Here is a 22607-nt window from a genome sequence, read left to right as displayed (position 1 = left end):
TATCGCTCCTCACTTAGAGGCACTTGATCCGCAGCGTATTAATTATTTACAACAATAAAATCCCCCATATCATAGCGGTGCCGTGATTGGGAAAATTCAAAAGGCGTCCCATCGCCGAGGTAAACCGTTTGCTCAACTTCTAAAATGGGATCGGTGGCAGCACAAGCTAAGTATTGCTGGTCATAGGTGTCTGCACGATCCGCTTTGATACGACGGACAGATGTTCCAATCGAAGAGTGGAGTTGGTTCGTGATGTAGCTATAGACTGAAGAGGATAAGACTTCTTCGGTAATGCCAGGAATGACATGAAGCGGCATGATGGTATACTCTAAAACAACGGGTACATCGTCAAATAGACGCAGACGAACGATATCATAAATTTGCTGGTCACTGCGAATTTTTAGTTTTTTTTGTTCTTTCTCATCGGGAAAAAGAATGGCAAAAGAAATGATCTTGCTGGTGATTTTTCCTGTCTCTCCAAGGCGCTTCGTCAGCCCGCGATTGATCTTGGCGTTGTAATCGAAGGTTGAATAGGAATCACTGATAAACGTACCCGTGCCTTTTTTACCGTAAATAATGCCTTCCATTTGTAAAATATTCAATGCTTTTTGAATCGTCACGCGGCTCGTTTGATAATCCGCAGCCAGTTCGGATTGCTTCGGCAATTTTTTCTCTTCTTCGTAAAACCCGTGATTGATTTTGCTCCGTAAATCGGCAGCGATGTCATGGTAGTTCGCCATTTGCCTCACCTCAAAATAATAATAAGTGATAAAACGAAGTATGTAAACTTGGAGCTTTACATACCCTGTTTTGAAGGCTTTTCCTGCGTTTACATTCTTCAGGAAATGAATTACATTTGTAATGTAATCGTTTTCTAACAATTGAAGAATAGGGGTATAGGAGGGAGTTTTATGCAAGGATTTATGGATCGACTCGCTGACGTTTTAGGAAAGTTTGCCAATAGGATCAATAATTTACGCTACATCATGGTCATTAAAAATGCCTTTGCTGCTTTGATTCCAGTAATCATTACAGGGGCGTTTGGTACATTGTTTTCAGCAATGGTTTTTGATGCTGAAAATGGATTGGCACAAATCGAGGCACTGCGCTTTTTAGAAAGTTTAAAACCGATCTCATCTGCGGTCAGTTATGTGACGTTGAGTTTCTTAACGATCTATGCAGTGTTTCTGATTGGGATTGAGCTAGCAAAATTAAATAAGATTTCTGGGGTCTTTCCAGGAATCATCGCAGTGATGTCTTATCTTTCTGTTAATCCAATGATCTTTGAATTTTTGCACGAAGATGCGACGGTGGTTGCCGAAAACGTGCTGGCTAAGCAATATACTGACACGAAAGGCCTATTTTTAGGCATGTTCGTTGCGATCGTTTCCATCGAGCTTTATGCGTGGTTAGGAAGACAAAAACGGCTGCAGATCACGATGCCTGATAGTGTTCCTGGGAATGTTTCGGCAAGTTTTTCGGCATTGTTTCCAACGATTTTCACCGTGACCATCATCGCCACCGCTGGTTTTGCTATCAAAGCACTCACAGGGATGTATGCTTACGATATCATCTACAATGTCGTCCAACGACCACTGGAAGGGATTGTCCAAGGATTACCAGGTATCTTGTTGTTGATGTTTATCGCACAAGTTTTTTGGGTCATCGGGATTCATGGGAACCAGATGGTCAAACCCATTCGCGAACCATTGTTGCTGGCAGCAATCGCTGTCAATACGGAAGCTTTTGAAGCTGGAAAAGAAGTACCCAATATTATTACGATGCCGTTTTGGGATATGTATATGAGTATGGGCGGCTCTGGGGTTACGATTGGGTTGCTGATTGCGATTTTGATCGTCGGCAAACGGGAGGACATGCGCCAAATCACTAAATTGTCATTAGCACCTGGGATTTTCAATATCAATGAGCCAGTGATCTTCGGAATGCCAATTATGCTGAATCCCATTTTGGCGATTCCCTTTATCCTGACACCGTTAGTAACAGGAACGATTGGGTACGTGGCGACAAGTCTAGGCTTTGCCGCTAAAGCGGTGGTAATGGTCCCATGGCCGATGCCACCGATCGTCAATGCTTATCTAGCTACTGCTGGGGATATCGGAGCTGTGATCACGCAAGTTATCTGTATTGTCGTGGCGATTTTGATCTATCTACCTTTTGTTTTGGTAATGAATCGTACGACCAATGAAGTTGCATAAAGGAGTTTTAAAAAAATGGTAAAAATACCTAAAACATTTATTTTAGGGGCTGCTTCGTCTGCTTGGCAGACAGAAGGCTGGCAAGGAAAGAAAGAAGGGCAAGATTCGTATCTCGACCGCTGGTACAAAGAAGAACGATTTGTCTGGCATAATGGCTACGGGCCGGCTGTTGCGACGAATTTTATGGAAAAGTTTTCAGAGGATGTTGAACTGATGCAGGAGGTTCATTTGACCCATTACCGAACATCGATCAACTGGGCGCGCTTCTTTACCGACCATGAACAGCTGATCGTTGATGAAGATTATGCTGCTCATATCGATCAGCTTATCGACCAATTGCTTGCGGCTGGGGTCGAACCGATGCTTTGTTTGGAACATTATGAACTGCCAGCTAGTTTGATGGATGCCTATGATGGCTGGAGCTCGCGGAAAGTGGTCGATCTATATACCCGTTATGCCGAAATCGCCTTCGAGCGTTACGGTGATCGAGTCAAACAGTGGTTTACCTTCAATGAGCCGATCGTTATTCAGACTCGTTGCTATCTCGATGCGATCCGCTGGCCCCATGAGCAAAACACAAAAAAATGGATGCTTTGGAATTATCACAAAGTATTGGCATCCGCCCAAGCGGTGGCTGTCTATCATGAAAAAGGCTATGAGGGGCGCATCGGTTGTGTGCTAAATCCAGAAATGGTTTACGCACGCTCTTCCTCACCAGAGGATCAAAACGCGCAAAAAATGTACGATCTTTTTTTTAACCGAATCTTTTTTGATCCAATGGTTAAGGGGCATTATCCAGATGAACTTATCACACTTTGCCAAACCTATGACATCTACTTTGATCCGACAGAAGAAGATTTGGAAACGATCCGCACCCATACGGTGGATTTCTTAGGTGTCAATCAGTACTACCCGAAACGCGTGCGGGCACCACGATATCAATGGCATTCGGATACACCATTTCATCCAGAAATGTTTTATGAGACCTTTGATTTGCCAGGAAAACAAATGAATAACTCCCGTGGCTGGGAAATCTATCCGAAGGTCATGTACGATATGGCTAATTATCTTAAAGAAAATTATGGCAATATTCCATGGCTGATCACTGAAAATGGTATGGGGCGGGAAAATGAAGAACAGTATATGGATGCCACAGGTCAAGTCCAAGATGATTATCGGATTCAGTTTATTACCGAACATCTTTACTGGCTGCTAAAAGCCGTCGAGGAAGGCGCCAACTGCGAAGGCTATATGCTTTGGGCATTTACCGATTGTGTTTCACCTATGAATGCGTTCAAAAACCGCTATGGTCTCGTACGAATCGAGCTAAATGAAGAACGGACTCGGTCATTAAAAAAATCAGCCGCTTGGTATCGTTCCCTGATTGATGAACGGTGGCTTCCATTTGAAGAAAAACCATTGATTCTGTAATAAAAACCCACGTTGATTTCCTCATCCTAAAGGAAATCAGCGTGGGTTTTCAGTTAAAAGGGTTGTTTATGAGGAGCAAGTTTCTCCCAGTCAAAGGTGACGCCAATCCCTGGTTCTTCTGGGGCAATCGCACAGCCATCGGATGGATCGATCACTAACGGTCTCGTGGTGTATTGATCGATTGGGAAACTGTGCATTTCGAGATACCCAGCATTAGGCATCGCTGCCAGTAGACTAACATGCAATTCTTGCATGCCATGTGTAGAAACAGATAAGTTACTTGTTTGTGTTAAGGCAGCAATTTTCAACCAGCCGGTGATCCCACCGCAATTGGAAGCGTCGGGTTGCGGAAAATCGACATTGCCATATTTGATCATATGAGCAAATTCGATAGGGGTGCGCAAGTTTTCTCCACCTGCTACCGCAATTTGCCCTTCTTTAGCGATACGAGCGTAGCCTTCGTAATCTTCGGGGATCGTTGGTTCTTCAAGGAACAAAATGTCATAAGGCGCCATCAGTTTGGCGGCTTTGATCGCTTTTTCAACAGACCAGCTCATGTTGGCATCCACCATAAAGACAACATCTGGACCAATCAATTCTCTGACCGCTTTTATTCGAGCAATATCTTCGGCAAGTGTTTTTTGTCCCAATTTGATTTTGACCGCTTTTAATCCCATGTCTAAATATTTTTGATTATTGGCTAAGAGTTTTTCAAGAGGAAAGTTTAGATCAATCGCACCACCATAGCATTTTACTTTGTTGCTTGCGCCGCCTAAAAGTTTGTAGAGGGGTTCTTGTGCTTTTTTCGCACGTAAGTCCCACAAGGCGATATCACAAGCCGCAATGGCGAAACTTGCTAAACCGCCTCTGGCAACATAGTGGATTCCCCAGTTCATCTGATCCCACAAGGCTTCCACACATGCTGGATCTTTCCCTAAAAGGATCGCTTTTAGTTCTTTATCGATCAGTTTGGCGATCGATTCGCCACCGAAGCCACCAGTATACGTATAGCCGACCCCTTCACGTCCATCATCAGTAACGATCTTGACGATAGGCACTTCAAAGTGGGTGTGTAAGCCATGCTTCGCATCTTCCATGATTTCTGGAAGAGGTATCCGATAATACGCTGTTTGTACATCTGTAATTTTTGCCATTAAAAATCCTCCTCAAATTAATGTTCACGTGTGCATTTTAATGTTAACGTTTGCATAATCATGGTAGCATGGGAAGGCGAGATTGACAAGGCTGAATTTTCTCAAATTCAAAACTTTAAAAGAAGGTGGATCACTAATGAAGGGATCGCATCTCTTCAACTGATGCTTCACGGAACCATTTAGAATATAAACAGATATAGGGAATATTAGCTAAAAATGAAGTGAAACCCCTATAAATTGTCACAAAATAGCATTTTGTTTATTTTTAAAGCATAGTTATTGAATAAAAATCATTTTTGTATTATGATTATCTTAACAACGAGCAATGAAGAGTACTGGGGCAAATGAAAGCTTGGGGAAGTCTTTTATTTGGGATACCTAGTACTCTTATCTTTGTTAAACGACAAGTGAAATACAAAAGAACGACTGAACTTCTTTGGTTCAGTCGTTCTTTTGTATTTCAAAAAGCGAGCGAGAGTAAATTGTCGTAAGGAAGAAAAAGTTTTTTCTCAATTGACAAAGGAATAATCATTGGCGGTTAAAACAGTACGAGCTTGTTCTACCTGATGCTCCTTGATTAAAATATAATCAGTATTGAATGTAGAAACAGCAAAAATACTGATTGACTCCTCGGCTAGAAGGGAAGAGATTTTTGCAATAATGCCAATTAAGCTAAAATCCAGCACACCAATTATTTTCATCGCTTTCCATCCATCTTCTCTGTTTAGTGTTTCAGATGGAACGTTTGCCGTTGGTAACACCAAAGAAAGTTCTTCTGACGTATGGGCAAAAAATAGAGGAACGATCTTCAGTATCGAAGGATCAATACGCTCTACTTGGATGACAGAAAAAGAGGGTGCCAATAAGGTTAGTTTCATTTAATCACGTCCTTCGTTTGATGCAAACATCATATCAAAGGATAAGAAAGAAGGGAAGGCGATTATCATTTGATCACGTATGATTCTAAGCGTTGTGTCGTTTCTGCGAGACATAACAGACGGGTAGATTCTATGCAGAGGAAAATAAGCGGTTAAAACTGATGGGTATACCTCTGTTTCTGGAGAAGAAGAAATATCAATTGGATCCGCAATCTATGCTGAATCAGATTTGAAATCAATCGAATTAATAGAAGATAAATAGCACTCAATCATAAATCAATGGTTGAGTACTATTATTGTACATAAAATTATGGTGGACAGAGGAATGGAATATAAATCACTAATTGTTTGATTGGAAGAAAAATTGATACTGAGGATCATAAAGAGAAGAAAGAACATGCTAAATTTTACGAAGACCTTACAAAATTCAAGGAGAAGATAAAGAACGCTTTGTAATATTTTGATAGACTTTAGTCAAGGAGGTGTGAGGAATGGATAAATTTTTCAACTTTATTGAAAAAGGACTTTCCGAAGAAATTAATTTTTTTATGTTTTCCATAGATTTGGAACATTATTTAGTCGATCACTACGAGGAAATGTATACCGAAAACAAAGAAGCTACATTGTACCTGAATGATTTACTTCCTGATGAGGCTGAGAAAATGGAACCTGGAATGAATCCAGATAGTTTTTGTGAACGAGTAAAGGAAATTGTAGAGAAATCGAAAACACTTTGATTAGCACTTTTTTTACTGAGGCAGAGTCAGATCAAGCCAGCAACGAACTATCATAGATTGTTGATGATCAAGCAGATTATGAAACTTACATCAAGCTTTAATGAAAAGAAACATCTTCAAAAAATTTCATGCGATGAGGCAGGGAAAATAACTATTGTAGAAGCAAAGAAAGCCGTTGATAACGCAAAACAGGAGTGAAAAAAAGTGTATCTAAAGATACTAAGGAGTAAAAAGCCTTAAATCAAAAATAGAGTAAAAAAATCAGCCCAAGAAAAACTCGCAAAAAAGAGATTCGTATACAATTTGGTGAAAAGGTACGCCATTGAAGAGCATTGATTGCTTAAAAAAAGCATCTGACTTCACTTGAACAATTAATGTAGGTTCAATCGGTATAAGAAATACAATCTAAGAAAAGCGAGGAATAGCACATCGGTTTAAAGCTGATAATTAACCACCATTTGACTACCAAACAAGAAAACTACGAAAAACATTGTGGAACTGAAAATACAAAAAAAGTGTTCAAAACCTCTTTAAATCAAGGTTTTGAACACTTAGGAAAAACTACGAAAATCTAATCGATTTTTCTTTATGGAGATGGCGGGAGTCGAACCCGCGTCCAAACATATTGCTACCTAAAAATCTACGCTCATAGTCAACTCATTTGAAGGTTCGCTTTACAGCTTGCCGAGTGACAGGCAGTCTGTATCGCTAGTCTGATGCTCTCTTTTTTATCTTACAGACGGAAAGATAAAACGTATCCCACTTAGAATAGGACCCTTACTCGAGCACATGGGCGATGCCGAGAGGATCTACGCTAACTGTTTTTAGGCAGCTAAAGCGTAAGAGTTTTCGTTTTTAGCAGTTATATTTAACTGTAACGTTTTAACGTAGACGTAACCTACGAAGCGCAATTCAGGCTCAACTATGCCTGTCGAATCCGTAACATCCCCTTGATAAAAGGGGTATCGCTACCATTCATTAGTATACCATAGTTTTGCCTGTATGCAAAGAATCAGATTAAGTCAAAGTGTTTCAGGGCGTGCACGATCCCGCCTTCGGTATTTTTCAGGGTCACGAAGTCTGCCAACTCTTTCAACTCTTGAATTCCATTTCCCATTGCAATTTTGTGGTCGCAGGCTTCTAAAAGAGCGAAGTCGTTGCTGCCGTCACCAAAGCCGAAGGTAGGTACATTTTCTAGACCCAATAATTCTACCAAGGTTTTTACGCCAGTCCCTTTAGAGGTGCCAGATTTTACGACATCGATGGAAAAGGGGGTATTACGATAAAAAGTTAATTCTGGAAAACGCTCATGATAATAAGCATCGTTGCCGACACCTAAAACCAATAACATATTGGTCCGATCTGTTTCATAATGCAGAGGATCGATTTCTGGTAAAGGACTGCGGACATAGTTGTACGCACCAATCATTTCCTCGGTATGTCCAGTCGCCCAATAGCCTTTCTCATTGTAATAGCACAGTTCATCGCCATTGTCTTTGACTGCTTGGAACATCCGTGCGCAAAGTTCAGGTTCAAGGGTATCGGAAAAAACTTCTTTGCCGTCAATACGGATAAAGGCGCCGTTCATGACGATGTTCGAGGTGATCCCAGCTGCTTCACGAATGGCGGTAACTTCAGGTTCGGTTCTTCCTGTTGCAATGATCGGCAGTACTTGGTTTTTTCGCAACATCGCCATCGCTTCAGCGATTTCGGATGTGATTTGCGAGTGTTCATCTAAAAGCGTACCGTCAAGATCAAAAAAAGTTAATGCTTTATAGGTCATGTATCTTACTCCTAAGGTTTATAGTCATAGTCCACTCACAATCTTATCAAAGATTGAAAAAAAGGCAAACCTTTATGAATAATCGGTGAAGTTGTTGGTAGAAGAAAGAAATTCGAGTATACTATAGGAAGAATGGAGTGAAACGATGATTTTTTTAGTAATTGGCATCATTTTTTTCTTGATTGGTCTCACTTTTTTTCTTTTTCCATCAAAAAAAATGAACCTTATTTATGGCTACCGTTCCTATTTAGCAAAACAAAATGAACGCAACTGGCGGCATGCTCAGAAACTATGCGCCCGTTATTTTCTGCTTTTTGGCGGAATCATGGCGCTCATTGGGTTTGTCTTGAAATGGCAAGAATGGACCAATTTTTTCCTAGTTGAAATGATCGCGATCCCTTGGTTCATCGTGCCGATCTTTGGCCTGATCGAAGAGAATCTGCAACGATTTGATAAAGAACATAGAGGTGAAGAAAATGAATATATTAATGATTGAAGACAACGAATCTGTTTCTGAAATGATGCAAATGTTTTTCTTGAATGAAGGATGGGAAGCGGCTTTTAAGTACGATGGCAAAGAAGGGCTGGAAGCCTTTGCTGCTGAACCAGACAAATGGGACATGATCACCCTTGACTTGAACCTTCCTTCCATGGATGGCATGATGGTGGCGCGCGAAATTCGCAAAATCTCCAGTACAGTACCTATTATTATGTTGACGGCCCGTGATTCAGAAAGCGATCAAGTCATCGGGTTGGAGATGGGGGCAGATGACTATGTGACGAAACCATTTAGTCCACTGACCTTGATCGCGCGGATCAAAGCCTTACACCGCCGCAGTGAATTGGTTGAAAAAACAACGCCTGAAGCTTCCGATGCAACTTTTGATGTTGTGACCGATCATTTCAAAATGAACACAAAAACACGGGAAGCCTATTTAAATGGCAAACCCATCGATGGGTTGACGCCGAAGGAATTTGATTTGCTTTATACGTTAGCGAAAAAACCGCGGCAAGTCTTTTCACGAGAGCAATTGTTAGAACTAGTTTGGGATTACCAATATTTTGGTGATGAACGGACGGTTGATGCGCACATCAAAAAACTAAGACAAAAAATAGAAAAAGTGGGACCTCAGATCATTCAAACCGTCTGGGGTGTGGGGTATAAATTTGACGATGCAGGTGCTGCTTAATGCGCTACTTGTATCAACAGCTGATTGCGTTTTTTGTTGTGATCTTCGTGATTTTGATGACGATTGGTATTGCGTTTACACAAATGACGCGCCAAACGTTACAAGAACGAAATTATGAGCAGTTAATGGGGTATGCTTCGTCGGTCGCGACGATTTCGCAAATCAGCGATTCAGAATATTTGCAGCAAAATATGACGCGAGATGGCTATCTGCAATATTCTCTGCATTTGGCTGAAAATATTTTGAGCAACCAAGACATTTCTTTTGCTTTCTTTAAAAGCCCCGATGACATCATTTATCCATTAGATACGACTCGTGCGGTGGATTTTCCAATTTCTGAAAAAGACTGGCAATCCTTAGAAAACGGGGCGCGTCTGCAACTGACGTCGCCTACGAATCTATATGGGGAAAAAGAACTGACTTCCTATGTTTTGATTCCTTTTTCTGTCAATCGAACGGATTTTTACGGGGTGATGGTGGTTTCGCAATCGGCAAGCAGCATCTTGAATCTTGTCAGTGCTTTTAACCAAAACTTGTTTAAAGTATGTTTGATCTCGATCGTCGTTTCTTTATTGATCAGTTACCTATTTGCTACGTTCCAAGTAAGGCGGATCAATCGTATGAAACGAGCAACCAAGGAGATCACCAATGGCAATTTTGATATCTTCTTGCCAGTGCATAATCGGGATGAATTTGATGAGTTAGCCGAAGATTTTAATTTAATGACGAAATCCTTAAAAGAGTCGCAAGAGGAAATTGAACGACAAGAAGAACGTCGTCGACAATTTATGGCAGATGCTTCGCATGAGATGCGTACGCCTTTGACGACCATCAATGGCTTATTGGAAGGGTTAGAGTACAACGCGATTCCTGAGAATCAAAAGGACAATGCGATCCGTTTGATGAAAAATGAAACCAATCGCTTGATTCGATTAGTCAACGAAAACCTTGACTACGAGAAAATCCGAACCAATCAAATCTCGATGGTCATCAAAAAATTCGATGCAACGCAAACCATCAAAAATCTGCTGACGCAACTTGAGAGCAAGGCAGAAATCGCCAAAGATGTGTTGATTTTAGAAACAACAGAGCCAATTGACGTCTATGCCGACTACGATCGTTTCGTCCAAATCATGGTCAATATTTTACAAAATGCGATCCAGTTTACGGAAGATGGAGAAATTCGGGTTCGAATCGAAAAAGGCTACTTGGAAACGATCATTGAGATCAGTGATACGGGAATCGGCATGTCTGAAGAACAAGTCAAGAATATTTGGGATCGTTATTACAAAGTCGATCCTTCTCGTAAAAACCGTCAATTTGGTGAATCAGGTTTGGGTCTATCGATCGTTGAACAGCTCGTACGCCTACACAAAGGAAAAATCAGTGTAGAAAGTGAACTTGGCAAAGGCACGACCTTTAAAATTTCTTTTCCTGATATCGACTTAAATGAAGAATAGCAATCGACCGGCAGCAATTCGCTTAGCCGGTCGATTTTTTTTGCGGTTCAGTGGCAGCAGCCCAAACAAAAAGACCTGCTTTTGCAAGCAAGCCTTCTTGTTTGGGGGCTATGTAAACTATAGATAAGTAGTATAAGGGGTATGGGCAAAGCATTCGTCTTCATGAATCAAATAGATGGCAACAGCAAATTGTTCGGCGATTTCTTGACACAAGGGCAGCAGGGTTTGAACCTCTTTCGTTGTTAATGTGCTCAAGACATTTTCGATTAAAAGGGTTTCTCTTTCTGAAAGTAAAGCTAAGAGCAGTTGAATTTTGAGCTCCTCAAAGGGTGTTAACTCTGTTCGATCTTTTTTCAAAGCCGATAAGGGAAGCTGTACATAAGGCAGCACTTCCTCTAAATCGCCCCCTTTTTTATTTGCAAGAGATACATTGTCCATGACCGATAAAAAGGGGACGGAGGGCCACTGTGCGCGAATCAAGATTGCTTTTTTTTGTGAAAGCAGCAAACTTAATTCAGATGTTTTTGTTTCATTGTCTTTCGCAACATAAAAGAAACCAATTGATTTTGTTAGCTGAGTTGGTTTTTCCATTGTTTTTTCCTCCAATACAGACTATGTCCGCTAGCAATCAGACCAGTAAAGCTGGTAACAGCAGCAAGCAATACGATAAGTGTGTGGCGCGTACTTTCAAATAAAATAGCCAGCCAAGTGGTGCTGTTCAAGTCAACATTTTGAACAAGAATTTGACTGTTTTGCGGGATCGTAATGGCGAATTCTTGACCGGGAAGACTTTGAACAGCCTCCCAAAAGTGATCCGAAGCACGCTCACGATCAAGAGCGATGATATGCCCGCTAAGCAATTCTCGCTGGAAATAAGGCTGGAAGAGCAGCAACAACACAAAGGCGATCACGGCAGCTGCTAAAAGCGGCAAGAGCATTTCAAGCAACTGCATCGCCACCCATTGTCTGGTGGTGGCACCGCTTGCTAACCAGGCAGTGTACTCTGAGCGTTTCGATAATTGGTAATAAACTTGAAAGCCGATAAAGACCAGTGTAAAGGCACTAAAAATCAAATAGAACAGTTGATGATAGATCGTCGTGACTGGTTGGATCTCTTCCGCTACTTTCGTTTGCAAATCTTCTGTTGTTAAGAGATCTCTGGTTTGAGCAATCACTTGATCCATTGAGTAGATCAAGGCGAAGGTCACGATCAAGCCAATCACGGCAAAGAAGGATACAAGCGTATAAAGCACCATTGCTTTTTTATGATAAAATATGCTGGCAATCGCAAAATGTATAGTTTTCATCTAGTTCACCTCATCCTATTTCATAGTATAAAAGGGGAGTTTGAATAAAGTATGAAGTTCTTGTAGTAAAATATCGAAGCTAAAAAAGCAATAGAAAAAATCGGGTTTTTACGAACAAAACAGCCGAAAAAAATCCAGCAAAGCATCCGCCTTGCTGGATCGATCTTGTAGTACTTATAGGTTATTCTTCGCTATCTTGTTCCGTCATCTGCTGGTATTCTTGGAAGGTTTTTGTTTGGTACAGATCGACGGTCGATTGATTGCCGTTTTGAGAAAAGGCGCTGGTTGAATCACTGCCTAGATTCTTTTCGATATCCATCATTTGCTGAAGGGCGTCTTTGTAATTATAGGTCGAAGGATCGACTTCTTCTAAACCGCTCTTCGCATAGAAACGTAAGAGATCACCATTGTTGATCTGATCAGAAACCGACAGCTGTTTGTCAACTTTGGCTTTCCACTCATCGACTTTCGCTTGCAGTTCATCGGATGGATCGTTGATCGGCATGCCGGTACGATTGTCATACAATGTACTGCTATAGTAAGTGTAGTCTGGTGTCACAAAGTCGCCATCGCGGAAGGCAACCAGTTGTTCATTTTGATCAGAGAATAAATCTTGTCCCAATTGAATATAGTTCGATGTATCTACACCGAGTAAGTGCAAGAGGGTTGGCAACGCATCAACTTGGCCACCATACGTATGATTGATGCCGCCGTTTGATTGTCCTGGAATATGGATCATATAAGGGACACGTTGCAATGAAGCATTGTCAAAGTTTGTCCAAGTCGAACTTGTTTTTCCAAGCAATTCTGCTAAGTTGCGGTTCCGAGAATTGGAAATTCCGTAATGGTCACCATATAAAACGATGACTGAGTTTTCGTACAAGCCGCTTTCTTTCAAGTAATTAAAGAACTCTTCTACGGCTTTATCTAAATAATTCGCGGTTGCGAAATACCCGTTGATCGTTTGATCCGAAGTGTTTGCTAGCGGGAAGCCGCCTTCTTCATTGGTAAATTCAGAATATGGGTAGTGGTTAGAAACTGCAATGAATTTTGAATAGAACGGTTGTTGCAGGCGTTCTAAGTATTGTACCGATTGTTCAAAGAACGGTTTGTCATGTAAACCGTATTGGAATGAATTTTCATCATTGACATCATAATACGATGCGTCGAAGAAATAATCATAGCCAAACCGTTTGTAGGTTTCATTTCGGTTCCAGAAGGTACCCGTATTTCCGTGGAAAACCGCACTGGTATAGCCTTGGGTTTGACCTAAAATATCTGGCGCTGCCTCAAAGGTATTTTTTCCACCCAGTTGAGTGAATAATGCCCCCTGATTCAATCCGAACAAGGAATTTTCGAATAACGTTTCCGCATCACTGGTCTTCCCAGCTTTTACTTGATGGAAGAAGTTATCGAAACTAAAGGTGCTATCGCTATGATACAAACTATTGATAAATGGCATCACTTCATGTTCAACACCATCTTCATCTTTTAATTTATAATCGATCAAGAATTGCTGAACACTTTCTAAGTGAATATAAATGACGTTCTTGCCTTTTGCGATACCGAACAGATCGTCATTCGGTTCCGCGTAATGTTCTCTGACATAGCTTTCTACTTCGTTCATGTCGTTGGGACTTGCTTCGGCACGTACTTGCGAAGCTTGATAGGTTTGCACGCCATCATAAACCGTAAAGGCGTTGATCCCAAGGTATTTCACTAAATAGTCACGAGAAAACGTTCGAGTAAGCAATTCAGGACGGTCCGCTTCTGCTAAGAAAAGATTGGCAGAAAAGACCATGACAGCTAAGGTTGAAATCGCAAAAGCCATCCGCGCCCGAACAGGACGAGTGTCCATTTTGATTTTTTTCATTGAAAAGGCTGCAATCAGCACGATAAAGTCAATGAAATACAACACATCGTAGGGACGGAACAAGCGAATCGCGCTTTCTCCTAGACCACTTGCTACTTTTCCTACACCGAGCATCGTATTGATGGTGATAAAGTCAGTGAATTCTCGATAGTACGAAACATTAGAGAACAACAGCAGAATCATCAAGAAATAAATCACAAGCATCGTGATATAAGCTGCTTTGGTTCTTCTTACGTACAATGCGATCGACAGCAGCAACAAAGTCGTTGCGATCGGATTGATGAATAAGATGAAGTACTGAATGCTGCTTTCAATACCTAGGTGGAAGTCCACCATATAGGCAAAGATATTTTTTAGCCAAAATAATAGGGCTAATAGGAAAAAAAAGCCCATTCTTGTATTCACAAAGTTGGATACTTTATTTTTTTTCAAAGGAATCGTCCTCTCTTTTTCCAGTATAACCGGTAAATTACGATTTTACATCACAGTACATTTTACTAGGCTGTGAAAGACGTGTCAAATGAATTCCTTGTCATGACGCGGAATTAAGTATTTCTTTACTTTCAAGGATACAGACAATACAGTCGCTTTTTGCTATACTAAAAAGGAGAATGAATGGAGCAGATGAACATGAAAATAAAACTAACGAAGCAAGGATCAGCGAAGCTTCGCAAAAAGAATCCGTTGATCCAACGAGAAGATCTTCAACAAGCAATCGAGACGAAGGAGTGGGTCACCTTTATTGATCAGGCCAACCATTTCTTAGGTGTCGGCTATCTTGGGGAACAAAATAAAGGGATCGGATGGGTCGTATCCTTTGAAGAAACAGTGATCGACCAAGCATTCTTTGCGCAACGCTTTGCGAAAGCAAAAGGCAAACGCATTGCTTACTATCAAGATGACCTGACAGATGCCTTTCGTCTGTTTAATGGCGAGGGGGATCAATTGGGGGGACTTACCGTAGATTTGTATGGCGAGTATGTTGTTTTTTCTTGGTACAATGCCACCCTTTATCAACATAAAAAAGCGATCGTGGCGGCTTTTCGTCAAATCTTTCCCGAGATCAAAGGGGCTTATGAAAAAATCCGCTTTACGTCTGAACTGCCTGAATCAGCATGGGTCTATGGAAAAACGGCACCTGAACCCTTACTGGTGAAGGAAAATGGCGTCACGTACGCGACGTATTTGAACGAAGGACTAATGACGGGCATCTTTTTGGATCAAAAAGAAGTTCGTGGGCAACTTGTTGATGGCTTGGCAGCTGGCAAGACGGTTTTAAATATGTTCAGTTATACGGGGGCGTTTTCTGTCGCTGCTGCTGTCGGTGGCGCTGCTCAAACAACGAGCGTCGATTTGGCAAAACGCAGTCTAGAAAAGACCCGCGAACAATTTGCAGTCAACGGCATTGATCCAGATACCCAGCGTATCCATGTCATGGATGTTTTCAATTACTTCAATTATGCCAGCAAAAAAGACTTGCGCTTTGATGTGATCGTTTTAGATCCGCCGAGTTTTGCCCGCAACAAGAAAAAGGTTTTCTCGGTTGCGAAAAATTATGGCGACTTAGTCACTGATAGTTTGGCGATTTTAGCGCCTGATGGCTTGTTGATCGCCTCAACGAATGCGGCCAATCTTTCACCGAGGAAGTTTCAAGAAATGATTGAAGCATCCTTAGAGAAAGCACACGTTGCTTATGAATGTATTCAAAGTTATCGTCTACCAGCTGATTTTGCGGTAGATAAGCATTTTTCCGAAGGGAACTATCTGAAAGTATTCTTTTATCAAATGAAAAAGGAGTGAAGTAGATGAGCCGATCAAAACCAGTAACGTTAGACGGGAAAACACCGTTGATTTGTGTGCCATTGATTGGGAAAACCAATGAAGAGATCTTGAAACAAGCCATTGCTGCTGAGGAATCAGAGGCACAGATCGTCGAATGGCGTGTTGATCATTACAAACATGTCGAAGACCAGCAAGCGGTCTTAGATGCGTTATCACATATTCGCACGACATTAAAGCACAAAGAGCTGCTCTTCACTTTTCGAACCTTGGAAGAAGGGGGCGAGCGGGCGTTCACATTGACCCAGTACAAAGAATTGTGTTTAGCTGCTGCTGATTCAGGCTTGATCGATTGGATCGATGTCGAATTAGAGAAAGCTGAATTTTTAGGTCGAGCCTTTATTCAAGAAATCAAAAAGGCACAGGTAAAGCTGATATTGAGCAATCATGATTTTGAGAAAACGCCAGAAGATGCTGTGTTGATTTTAAAGATCGGCGTAATGAATCAATTTGGTGCCGATGTTGGCAAGTTAGCGATGATGCCCAAGCAAGTCCAAGATGTTTTACGTTTGATGGGGATCATTACTAAAGCGCGTGGCTTCAACCAACTGCCGTTGGCGATCATGTCAATGGGGGAGCTGGGGAAAATCAGCCGGGTTAGTGGGGCATTGACTGGTTCGGTCTTTACTTTTGCTTCGTTGCAAGGTGCTTCAGCACCTGGACAAATACCGATCGAACGAATGACCAACTACTTACAAGAATTTTCACTCAATGAGTAAGACCAGCCAAGGCCTTCTCTTAAAAGAAACCAAAACAAAAGAGGGATAAAATGGCGAAGAAGAAACAAAAAACCAATGCGATCCGTCAAGTAGAACAACAGAAAATCGCTTATAACGAATACACCTATGAGTGGTCGGAAGACCATCTCGATGCGCAATCCGTCGCTGTGCAACTAGCACGCCCGCAAGCCATCTACAAAACACTGGTGGCAGTGGGCAACAAAACAGGTCCGCTGGTGGCTGTGATTCCTGGAAACAGAGAAGTGGATCTGAAAAAGTTAGCCAAAGTCAGTGGAAACAAAAAAGTAGAGATGCTGCATCTGAGAGATTTAGAAGAAACGACTGGCTATATTCGCGGCGGCTGTTCGCCGATCGGGATGAAAAAGCTCTTTCCTACTTATATTGATCATAAGGCAGAGACACTGGAAGAAATCGTGGTTTCTGCAGGAAAGCGCGGGTTGCAGATGGGGCTTGCCCCACAAGCGTTGCAACAATTGACTAGGGCGGTCTTTGCCGATTTGTTGGCACCTGAACACGAATAAAAAAATCCCCGTGAACCATCTTGAAATGCCGTTCACGGGGATTATTTTGTACTATTTTATTCCATTACTTCAATATCGAAAACCTCAATATTTTCTAAACCACCATAAAAGTCAAACCACGGAGTGGCATATTGTTTTAGAATGGCGTTTAATTCTTCAACATTTTCTTTCCCTTGGGTGTCCAGCCATTCCAGTAATGCTTTGGCGCCTTGCTTCCCATAGATTTCCACGCTATCGCGCCAAGTTGCTCGTCCACCTAAGATCCCTGAGAATTTAGCACCGTGTTGACCAGCAAAGGTCAATTCATCGCGAAAGACATTCGCTGGGACACCCGCACTCAAATAGATAAATGGTCGCGTCGCAGCGTCACTAGCTTCTTTGAAGTAATTGGCGGCTTCTTCTTGCGTATAGACGGCCTCTAAGCCTTCTTTTTGGAAACCTTCAACTAAGTCGAACTGAACCGGTACTTCGACTTTCAAAATATCGATATGGTAGTGATCTTTCGTTAGTTCCTGAATGGTTCGGATGACCTTGTTCGGTTTGATCTTGGCAAAAGCAGGTGATTTGTCATCTGTGATCTCATCGTCGTAAACGATTGGCTCTACAAATAACGGAATATCGGCCGCTTGTGCCTCCGTACCTAAACGTTCTAAAAACGCATGTTTGGTATCTAAAATCTCTTGCGGTTCATCTGGATTATAATAAACCAAGACTTTCGCAGCATCTGCCCCTTTTTTCACTAAGCGCTGCAGCGATTCATTGGGTAGAATTTCTGGTAAACGACCCGGCGTATTGACATCATACCCTGTTTTTTCATAGGAAAGGATCAATCCAGCGTTGGGATTCTTTGCTTCGATCCCTAAGAAGCCATATTCCTCGTCTAACAAAATACTGCTGACATATTTGGTCAATTCTTGGGAAACCAACTGCTTGAATTCATAGATGTGTTCCATCGTAAAGTCATCCGGTCCAGTTGCCGCCTTCATCATTTTTTTCATGGAACCACGTTGGTCGATCGCTAGTGCGGCAATCACACCATCCTCATTTGAAAGTTTTTGCATTCGTTCAAATTTACCTCTTGAAATTCGTTTCATTAAAAAAACCTCCCTCGATCTTGCTATCTTTAGTCTACGCCTACTTTGAGAAAAACCCAACTAATAAGCAAAAAGAGAAGAGACCCAGGTGTTGGTAGCAACGGCAAGGATATTGCTGCCAACACCTGGGTCATCGATCAATAACTGAAATAACTAGCTGTTTCTGCTGCGTTTTTCCCTGAAACATGTCCAGTACAAAACGCTGCTGTAATGTTGAAACCACCTGTATACCCATTGATATCCAATAATTCACCAGCAAAATACAAGCCGTTGATTTTCTTGCTCTCCATGGTTTTTGGATTGATTTCTTTCAGATGGACCCCGCCACCAGTCACGAAAGACTTTTCTAACGGGAACGTGCGAACGATAGTGACTGAAAAGCCTTTGATCAAGGAAGCGAGCGCAGCCAACTGTTCTGGTGAGGCTTTTTCAGCAACCAGCTCATGCAGGTCTAGCTGCTGCAAAAAGAAGGTCATCAAGCGCTCAGGCAAAAAGCCAGCTAAAGCATTCGGCAATTGTTTCTTCGAAGCTGCAGACTGAATCAATTCCTGGGTCAAGGCTTCATGGGATTTTGCTGGCAGACAATCCAGAACAACCGTCACGGGTTGTTGCTTTTTCAATTCTTGGTTCACAAAAGAGGAACAGCGCAAAGCAGCTGGACCAGATAACCCAAAGTGGGTAAACAAAAGATCCATGGTATGGGCGACGATGGGCTTTCCTTTTTGATCCAAGACACTCAACGTGATGTCTTGCAAGGAAATGCCTTGCAACGTCCGCTCTTGAATAAAGGAGTCTTCTGAAACAAGCGGCGATTCGGTTGGATAAAGTGGCGTAATGGTATGGCCGACTTTTTTTGCCATCTTATAGCCGTCCCCCGTTGCGCCCGTGGAAGGATAGGTGCGGCCACCTGTCGTCAAAATCACACTAGGGGCAGAGAACTCATCGGTTTCGGTTCGCACGCCGCGAATTTGACTGCCGTCATGGATCAGCTTTGTGACGACTGTGTTCGTCAATAGGGTGACGTGATGATCGTTGATTGCTTGAAGCAACGCTTCGACGATGGTTTTTGATTTGTTCGTCACAGGGAACATCCGTCCGTGGTCTTCTTCTTTTAAGACGACACCTAAGTCTGCGAAAAACGCCATTACATCATAATTATTGAATTGAGAAAACGTGCTATACAAAAACTTGCCGTTTCCTGGAATATGAGCAACTAAATCATCTACCGGCCGATTATTGGTTACATTGCAGCGTCCGCCGCCAGTCATCAATAATTTCTTGCCGATTTTTTTGTTTTTTTCGATTAATAACACCCGCGCACCTTGTTTGGCAGCAGTGATCGCAGCCATCATGCCGCTCGTACCTGCACCAACAACAATGACATCATAGGTTTTTTCCATTCTTTTCACCTCTTTGGGATTGTAACACATCGGCTATAAGTGCTGAAAGGATTGGTCGATTTTTTTCGAATAATAAAAAATTCTGACAATTCTAAAAAAAAGCGTGCAATTTCAGAAAATTTCTTTAAAATAGAAAATATCTTAAAGGAGGTAATGCACTATGACCAAAGCTTCAGCTTACGTGAAAGAAATTCAAGCGAAGATTCACGAGAAAGACCAACACCAACCGGAATTTCTTCAAGCAATTGACGAATTTTTGCCTACGATCGTTCCCTTTTTAGAGGAGCATCCAGAATATATTGAATCAAATATCCTTGCACTCTTAACTGAACCAGAGCGTTTTATCCAATTCAGAGTCCCGTGGCAAGATGATCAAGGCAACTGGCAAGTAAACCGTGGCTATCGGATTCAATTCAACTCGGCAATGGGGCCTTACAAAGGCGGCTTGCGTTTTCACCCAAGTGTAAACTTGAGTATCTTGAAGTTTTTGGCGTTTGAGCAAATCTTCAAAAACAGCTTGACAGGTCTGCCGATCGGCGGCGGCAAAGGCGGAAGTGATTTTGATCCAAAAGGCAAATCAGATGCCGAAGTGATGCGTTTTTGCCAAAGCTTTATGACGGAGCTGTCAAAACATATCGGACCTGACTTAGATGTTCCTGCTGGCGACATTGGTGTCGGAGGCCGAGAAATCGGCTATTTGTTTGGTGCCTACAAACGATTGAAACAATACGATGCTGGTATTTTAACTGGTAAGCCATTAGACTTCTGGGGCAGTAAAAACCGCACAGAAGCAACGGGTTATGGCGCCGTGTATTTCGTTAAGCATTTATTGACAGACCTAGGTGAAACCTTTGCAGGCAAAAAAGCGATCGTTTCTGGAAGCGGCAATGTTGCGATCTATGCAATTGAGAAATTGCAAGAATTAGGTGCGATCCCTGTCACGTGTTCTGATTCCTCTGGTTTTATCTATGACAAAGACGGCATTGATCTGGCCTTGTTAAAAGAGATCAAAGAAGTGAAGCGTGAACGGTTGACGGCTTACGCCAAGGAACGTCCATCAGCCGAATATCATGAAGGGGCATCTGTCTGGGATTTTGATACACCAGCGGAATTAGCCTTTCCTTGCGCGACCCAAAACGAGATTGATCTCTCACAAGCCAAACGTGCAAAAGCCAATGGTGTCCGGGTCGTTTCTGAAGGCGCGAATATGCCTAGCTCATTAGAAGCAGCAGAATATTTTATTGAAGAAGGAATTTTCTACTGCCCAGGAAAAGCAGCCAATGCTGGCGGCGTAGCCGTTTCTGCGTTAGAAATGAGTCAAAACTCCCAACGACTGCAATGGGAAAAAGCTGAAGTCGATGCCAAATTGGACGATATCATGAAGTCGATCTATGAAGCATGCCGTGATACTGCTGAAACCTTCGATCAAAAAAATAATTTTATGTTAGGTGCGAACGTCGCAGGCTTTGAAAAAGTTGCTAAAGCAATGTTTGCTCAAGGACTTGTCTAAAATCACCCAACAGGCTACCTATCAGGAATTACTTGAAAAAAGTTGAAAAAAAACGTAAAGTAGGTAGTGTATGAAAAACTATTTTTTCAAGGAGGACAAATCATGTCACACATCAAGTTTGACTATTCGAAAGTAGCACCATTCGTGAACGAATACGAATTGAGCTACATGCAAAGTCAAGTTACAGCAGCAGACAAACAATTACGCGAAGGAACAGGTGCTGGTAGCGACTTTTTAGGTTGGATCGACCTTCCTAAAAACTATGACAAAGATGAATTTGCGCGTATCAAAAAAGCGGCTGAAAAAATTCAATCTGATTCTGAAGTATTAGTCGTGATCGGGATCGGCGGATCTTATTTAGGAGCGAAAGCAGCGATTGATTTCTTAAATCACTCTTTCTTTAACTTGCTACCAAATGAAGGACGCAAAGCACCACAAATCTTTTTTGCAGGTAATTCGATTTCTTCAACATACTTAGCAGATTTGATCGAAATCATCGGTGACCGTGACTTCTCTGTGAATGTGATCTCAAAATCAGGAACAACTACTGAGCCAGCGATCGCTTTTCGTGTTTTCAAAGAACGTTTGATTGAAAAATACGGCAAAGAAGAAGCCAACAAACGGATCTACGCAACAACGGATAAAGCGAAAGGTGCAGTAAAAGTTGAAGCAGATGCTGAAAACTGGGAAACCTTTGTGATTCCAGATGACGTCGGCGGCCGTTTCTCTGTATTGACTGCTGTTGGTTTATTACCAATCGCTGCCAGCGGAGCGGATATCGATGCCTTGATGCAAGGGGCAGCAGATGCTAGCGATGCTTACGCAAGTGACGACCTTGAAAAAAATGAAGCGTATCAATATGCAGCAATGCGTAACATCCTTTATCGTAAAGGCAAAGTAACCGAATTGCTGATTAACTACGAACCAGGCATGCAATACTTCTCAGAATGGTGGAAACAATTATTCGGCGAGTCTGAAGGAAAAGACCAAAAAGGGATCTATCCTTCAAGTGCAAACTTCTCGACAGACTTGCATTCTCTTGGTCAATACATCCAAGAAGGCCGTCGCAATATCTTTGAAACAGTTGTTAAAGTTGAAAAACCACGCAAATCAATTGCGATCCCTACACAAGAAGCAGATCTTGATGGTCTTGGCTACTTAGAAGGAAAAGAAGTTGATTTTGTTAATACGAAAGCCTTTGAAGGAACACTACTTGCACATACAGATGGGGATGTACCAAATCTGTTAGTAAAAATTCCTACAATGGATGCATACACGTTAGGTTACACCATGTACTTCTTTGAGATCGCTGTAGGTATCTCTGGCTACTTAAATGGCGTGAACCCATTTGACCAACCAGGGGTTGAAGCGTACAAGAAAAACATGTTCGCCTTACTTGGCAAACCAGGTTTTGAAGATCTTGCAAAAGAATTGAACGAACGTCTATAATTCGATAAAGAAACGCCTTGAGCCA

The 22607-nt window shown here is 42.0% G+C and carries 20 protein-coding genes and 1 other RNA gene; 11 read left to right on the top strand and 10 right to left on the bottom strand.

The features are described 5' to 3' along the window. Positions 1-38 precede the first annotated feature (38 nt). Positions 39-740: a GntR family transcriptional regulator gene (locus tag QN079_RS11990; RefSeq protein ID WP_289229817.1), complete on the bottom strand. Its 702-nt coding sequence runs from the start codon at positions 738-740 to the stop codon at positions 39-41. A gap of 171 nt (positions 741-911) precedes the next feature. Between QN079_RS11990 and QN079_RS11985 the strand changes: the two genes are divergently transcribed. Next, positions 912-2216: a PTS sugar transporter subunit IIC gene (locus QN079_RS11985; RefSeq protein ID WP_015510115.1), complete on the top strand. Its 1305-nt coding sequence runs from the start codon at positions 912-914 to the stop codon at positions 2214-2216. Between the two features lie 15 nt (positions 2217-2231). Further along, positions 2232-3647, top strand: a complete 1416-nt coding sequence (locus QN079_RS11980) for a glycoside hydrolase family 1 protein (protein WP_289229816.1) — start codon at positions 2232-2234, stop codon at positions 3645-3647. Positions 3648-3700: 53 nt separating this feature from the next. Here the strand turns inward: QN079_RS11980 and QN079_RS11975 are convergent, their stop codons facing one another. Further along, a complete protein-coding gene (locus QN079_RS11975) occupies positions 3701-4801 on the bottom strand; it encodes a mandelate racemase/muconate lactonizing enzyme family protein (RefSeq protein WP_081116486.1) in 1101 nt (366 codons plus the stop codon). A 509-nt stretch (positions 4802-5310) separates the two neighbouring features. Then, positions 5311-5679, bottom strand: a complete 369-nt coding sequence (locus QN079_RS11970; protein ID WP_005229110.1) for an ACT domain-containing protein — start codon at positions 5677-5679, stop codon at positions 5311-5313. Between the two features lie 491 nt (positions 5680-6170). On the opposite strand from QN079_RS11970, the gene QN079_RS11965 reads away from it, so the two are divergent. Continuing rightward, positions 6171-6416, top strand: coding sequence for a hypothetical protein (locus QN079_RS11965; protein WP_010749707.1), 246 nt, complete (start codon positions 6171-6173; stop codon positions 6414-6416). A 586-nt stretch (positions 6417-7002) separates the two neighbouring features. On the opposite strand, the gene ssrA is transcribed toward QN079_RS11965, so the two are convergent. Together ssrA and QN079_RS11955 are read right to left on the bottom strand one after the other, a co-directional pair. Beyond that, positions 7003-7366, bottom strand: a transfer-messenger RNA (tmRNA) gene (ssrA, locus tag QN079_RS11960). 62 nt (positions 7367-7428) lie between these two features. Further along, entirely contained in the window at positions 7429-8199 is a 771-nt protein-coding gene (locus tag QN079_RS11955) for a Cof-type HAD-IIB family hydrolase (RefSeq protein WP_289229815.1), read from the bottom strand. 145 nt (positions 8200-8344) lie between these two features. Between QN079_RS11955 and QN079_RS11950 the strand changes: the two genes are divergently transcribed. Genes QN079_RS11950 through QN079_RS11940 form a run of 3 tightly spaced genes read left to right on the top strand, consistent with a single transcriptional unit; the run spans position 8345 to position 10849 of the window. Next, positions 8345-8695: an SdpI family protein gene (locus tag QN079_RS11950; protein WP_010749705.1), complete on the top strand. Its 351-nt coding sequence runs from the start codon at positions 8345-8347 to the stop codon at positions 8693-8695. After that, positions 8676-9389, top strand: coding sequence for a winged helix-turn-helix domain-containing protein (locus QN079_RS11945; RefSeq protein WP_010749704.1), 714 nt, complete (start codon positions 8676-8678; stop codon positions 9387-9389). Before QN079_RS11950 ends, QN079_RS11945 begins: the two co-directional genes overlap by 20 nt. Then, a complete protein-coding gene (locus QN079_RS11940; RefSeq protein WP_005229120.1) occupies positions 9389-10849 on the top strand; it encodes an ATP-binding protein in 1461 nt (486 codons plus the stop codon). Before QN079_RS11945 ends, QN079_RS11940 begins: the two co-directional genes overlap by 1 nt. A gap of 117 nt (positions 10850-10966) precedes the next feature. Here the strand turns inward: QN079_RS11940 and QN079_RS11935 are convergent, their stop codons facing one another. The 3 genes from QN079_RS11935 to QN079_RS11925 all read right to left on the bottom strand — a co-directional run bounded on the left by QN079_RS11935 (position 10967) and on the right by QN079_RS11925 (position 14422). Then, on the bottom strand, positions 10967-11440 hold the full coding sequence (locus QN079_RS11935; RefSeq protein WP_074536007.1) for a hypothetical protein: 474 nt from the start codon (positions 11438-11440) through the stop codon (positions 10967-10969). Continuing rightward, positions 11419-12156, bottom strand: coding sequence for a hypothetical protein (locus tag QN079_RS11930; protein ID WP_005229124.1), 738 nt, complete (start codon positions 12154-12156; stop codon positions 11419-11421). Before QN079_RS11930 ends, QN079_RS11935 begins: the two co-directional genes overlap by 22 nt. Positions 12157-12337: 181 nt before the next feature. Beyond that, positions 12338-14422: an LTA synthase family protein gene (locus tag QN079_RS11925; RefSeq protein WP_289230739.1), complete on the bottom strand. Its 2085-nt coding sequence runs from the start codon at positions 14420-14422 to the stop codon at positions 12338-12340. A gap of 237 nt (positions 14423-14659) precedes the next feature. Between QN079_RS11925 and QN079_RS11920 the strand changes: the two genes are divergently transcribed. The 3 genes from QN079_RS11920 to ybaK are packed head-to-tail and all read left to right on the top strand — an operon-like array spanning position 14660 to position 17129. After that, on the top strand, positions 14660-15829 hold the full coding sequence (locus QN079_RS11920; RefSeq protein WP_010749701.1) for a class I SAM-dependent rRNA methyltransferase: 1170 nt from the start codon (positions 14660-14662) through the stop codon (positions 15827-15829). 5 nt (positions 15830-15834) lie between these two features. Beyond that, positions 15835-16587 (top strand): type I 3-dehydroquinate dehydratase, encoded by a 753-nt coding sequence (gene aroD, locus QN079_RS11915; RefSeq protein WP_005229128.1) that lies wholly within the window; start codon positions 15835-15837, stop codon positions 16585-16587. Positions 16588-16637: 50 nt separating this feature from the next. Next, the gene (gene ybaK, locus QN079_RS11910) at positions 16638-17129 is read left to right on the top strand and encodes a Cys-tRNA(Pro) deacylase (RefSeq protein ID WP_010749699.1); all 492 of its coding nucleotides are present in this window, start codon (positions 16638-16640) and stop codon (positions 17127-17129) included. 56 nt (positions 17130-17185) lie between these two features. On the opposite strand, the gene QN079_RS11905 is transcribed toward ybaK, so the two are convergent. After that, the gene (locus QN079_RS11905) at positions 17186-18223 is read right to left on the bottom strand and encodes a tagatose 1,6-diphosphate aldolase (protein ID WP_015510104.1); all 1038 of its coding nucleotides are present in this window, start codon (positions 18221-18223) and stop codon (positions 17186-17188) included. Between the two features lie 137 nt (positions 18224-18360). Continuing rightward, positions 18361-19623, bottom strand: a complete 1263-nt coding sequence (locus QN079_RS11900; RefSeq protein WP_010749698.1) for a BaiN/RdsA family NAD(P)/FAD-dependent oxidoreductase — start codon at positions 19621-19623, stop codon at positions 18361-18363. A gap of 160 nt (positions 19624-19783) precedes the next feature. On the opposite strand from QN079_RS11900, the gene gdhA reads away from it, so the two are divergent. Continuing rightward, entirely contained in the window at positions 19784-21133 is a 1350-nt protein-coding gene (gdhA, locus tag QN079_RS11895; RefSeq protein WP_010749697.1) for an NADP-specific glutamate dehydrogenase, read from the top strand. 102 nt (positions 21134-21235) lie between these two features. Continuing rightward, the gene (locus QN079_RS11890; protein WP_289229814.1) at positions 21236-22582 is read left to right on the top strand and encodes a glucose-6-phosphate isomerase; all 1347 of its coding nucleotides are present in this window, start codon (positions 21236-21238) and stop codon (positions 22580-22582) included. Positions 22583-22607: the final 25 nt, after the last annotated feature.

This window comes from Enterococcus sp. FZMF (assembly GCF_030263915.1).
In the GTDB taxonomy this organism is placed as follows: domain Bacteria; phylum Bacillota; class Bacilli; order Lactobacillales; family Enterococcaceae; genus Enterococcus_D; species Enterococcus_D casseliflavus.
This window is presented reverse-complemented; position numbering and strand designations above follow the sequence as displayed.

Coding starts and splice junctions, on each gene's coding strand:
- QN079_RS11970 (WP_005229110.1), bottom strand. CDS start 5,679: ATGAAACTAACCTTATTGGCACCCTCTTTTTCTGTCATCCAAGTAGAG.
- QN079_RS11950 (WP_010749705.1), top strand. CDS start 8,345: ATGATTTTTTTAGTAATTGGCATCATTTTTTTCTTGATTGGTCTCACT.
- QN079_RS11940 (WP_005229120.1), top strand. CDS start 9,389: ATGCGCTACTTGTATCAACAGCTGATTGCGTTTTTTGTTGTGATCTTC.
- QN079_RS11930 (WP_005229124.1), bottom strand. CDS start 12,156: ATGAAAACTATACATTTTGCGATTGCCAGCATATTTTATCATAAAAAA.
- QN079_RS11890 (WP_289229814.1), top strand. CDS start 21,236: ATGTCACACATCAAGTTTGACTATTCGAAAGTAGCACCATTCGTGAAC.
- QN079_RS11975 (WP_081116486.1), bottom strand. CDS start 4,801: ATGGCAAAAATTACAGATGTACAAACAGCGTATTATCGGATACCTCTT.
- gdhA (WP_010749697.1), top strand. CDS start 19,784: ATGACCAAAGCTTCAGCTTACGTGAAAGAAATTCAAGCGAAGATTCAC.
- aroD (WP_005229128.1), top strand. CDS start 15,835: ATGAGCCGATCAAAACCAGTAACGTTAGACGGGAAAACACCGTTGATT.
- QN079_RS11965 (WP_010749707.1), top strand. CDS start 6,171: ATGGATAAATTTTTCAACTTTATTGAAAAAGGACTTTCCGAAGAAATT.
- QN079_RS11900 (WP_010749698.1), bottom strand. CDS start 19,623: ATGGAAAAAACCTATGATGTCATTGTTGTTGGTGCAGGTACGAGCGGC.
- QN079_RS11935 (WP_074536007.1), bottom strand. CDS start 11,440: ATGGAAAAACCAACTCAGCTAACAAAATCAATTGGTTTCTTTTATGTT.
- QN079_RS11945 (WP_010749704.1), top strand. CDS start 8,676: ATGAATATATTAATGATTGAAGACAACGAATCTGTTTCTGAAATGATG.
- ybaK (WP_010749699.1), top strand. CDS start 16,638: ATGGCGAAGAAGAAACAAAAAACCAATGCGATCCGTCAAGTAGAACAA.
- QN079_RS11925 (WP_289230739.1), bottom strand. CDS start 14,422: ATGGGCTTTTTTTTCCTATTAGCCCTATTATTTTGGCTAAAAAATATC.
- QN079_RS11955 (WP_289229815.1), bottom strand. CDS start 8,199: ATGACCTATAAAGCATTAACTTTTTTTGATCTTGACGGTACGCTTTTA.
- QN079_RS11990 (WP_289229817.1), bottom strand. CDS start 740: ATGGCGAACTACCATGACATCGCTGCCGATTTACGGAGCAAAATCAAT.
- QN079_RS11985 (WP_015510115.1), top strand. CDS start 912: ATGCAAGGATTTATGGATCGACTCGCTGACGTTTTAGGAAAGTTTGCC.
- QN079_RS11920 (WP_010749701.1), top strand. CDS start 14,660: ATGAAAATAAAACTAACGAAGCAAGGATCAGCGAAGCTTCGCAAAAAG.
- QN079_RS11905 (WP_015510104.1), bottom strand. CDS start 18,223: ATGAAACGAATTTCAAGAGGTAAATTTGAACGAATGCAAAAACTTTCA.
- QN079_RS11980 (WP_289229816.1), top strand. CDS start 2,232: ATGGTAAAAATACCTAAAACATTTATTTTAGGGGCTGCTTCGTCTGCT.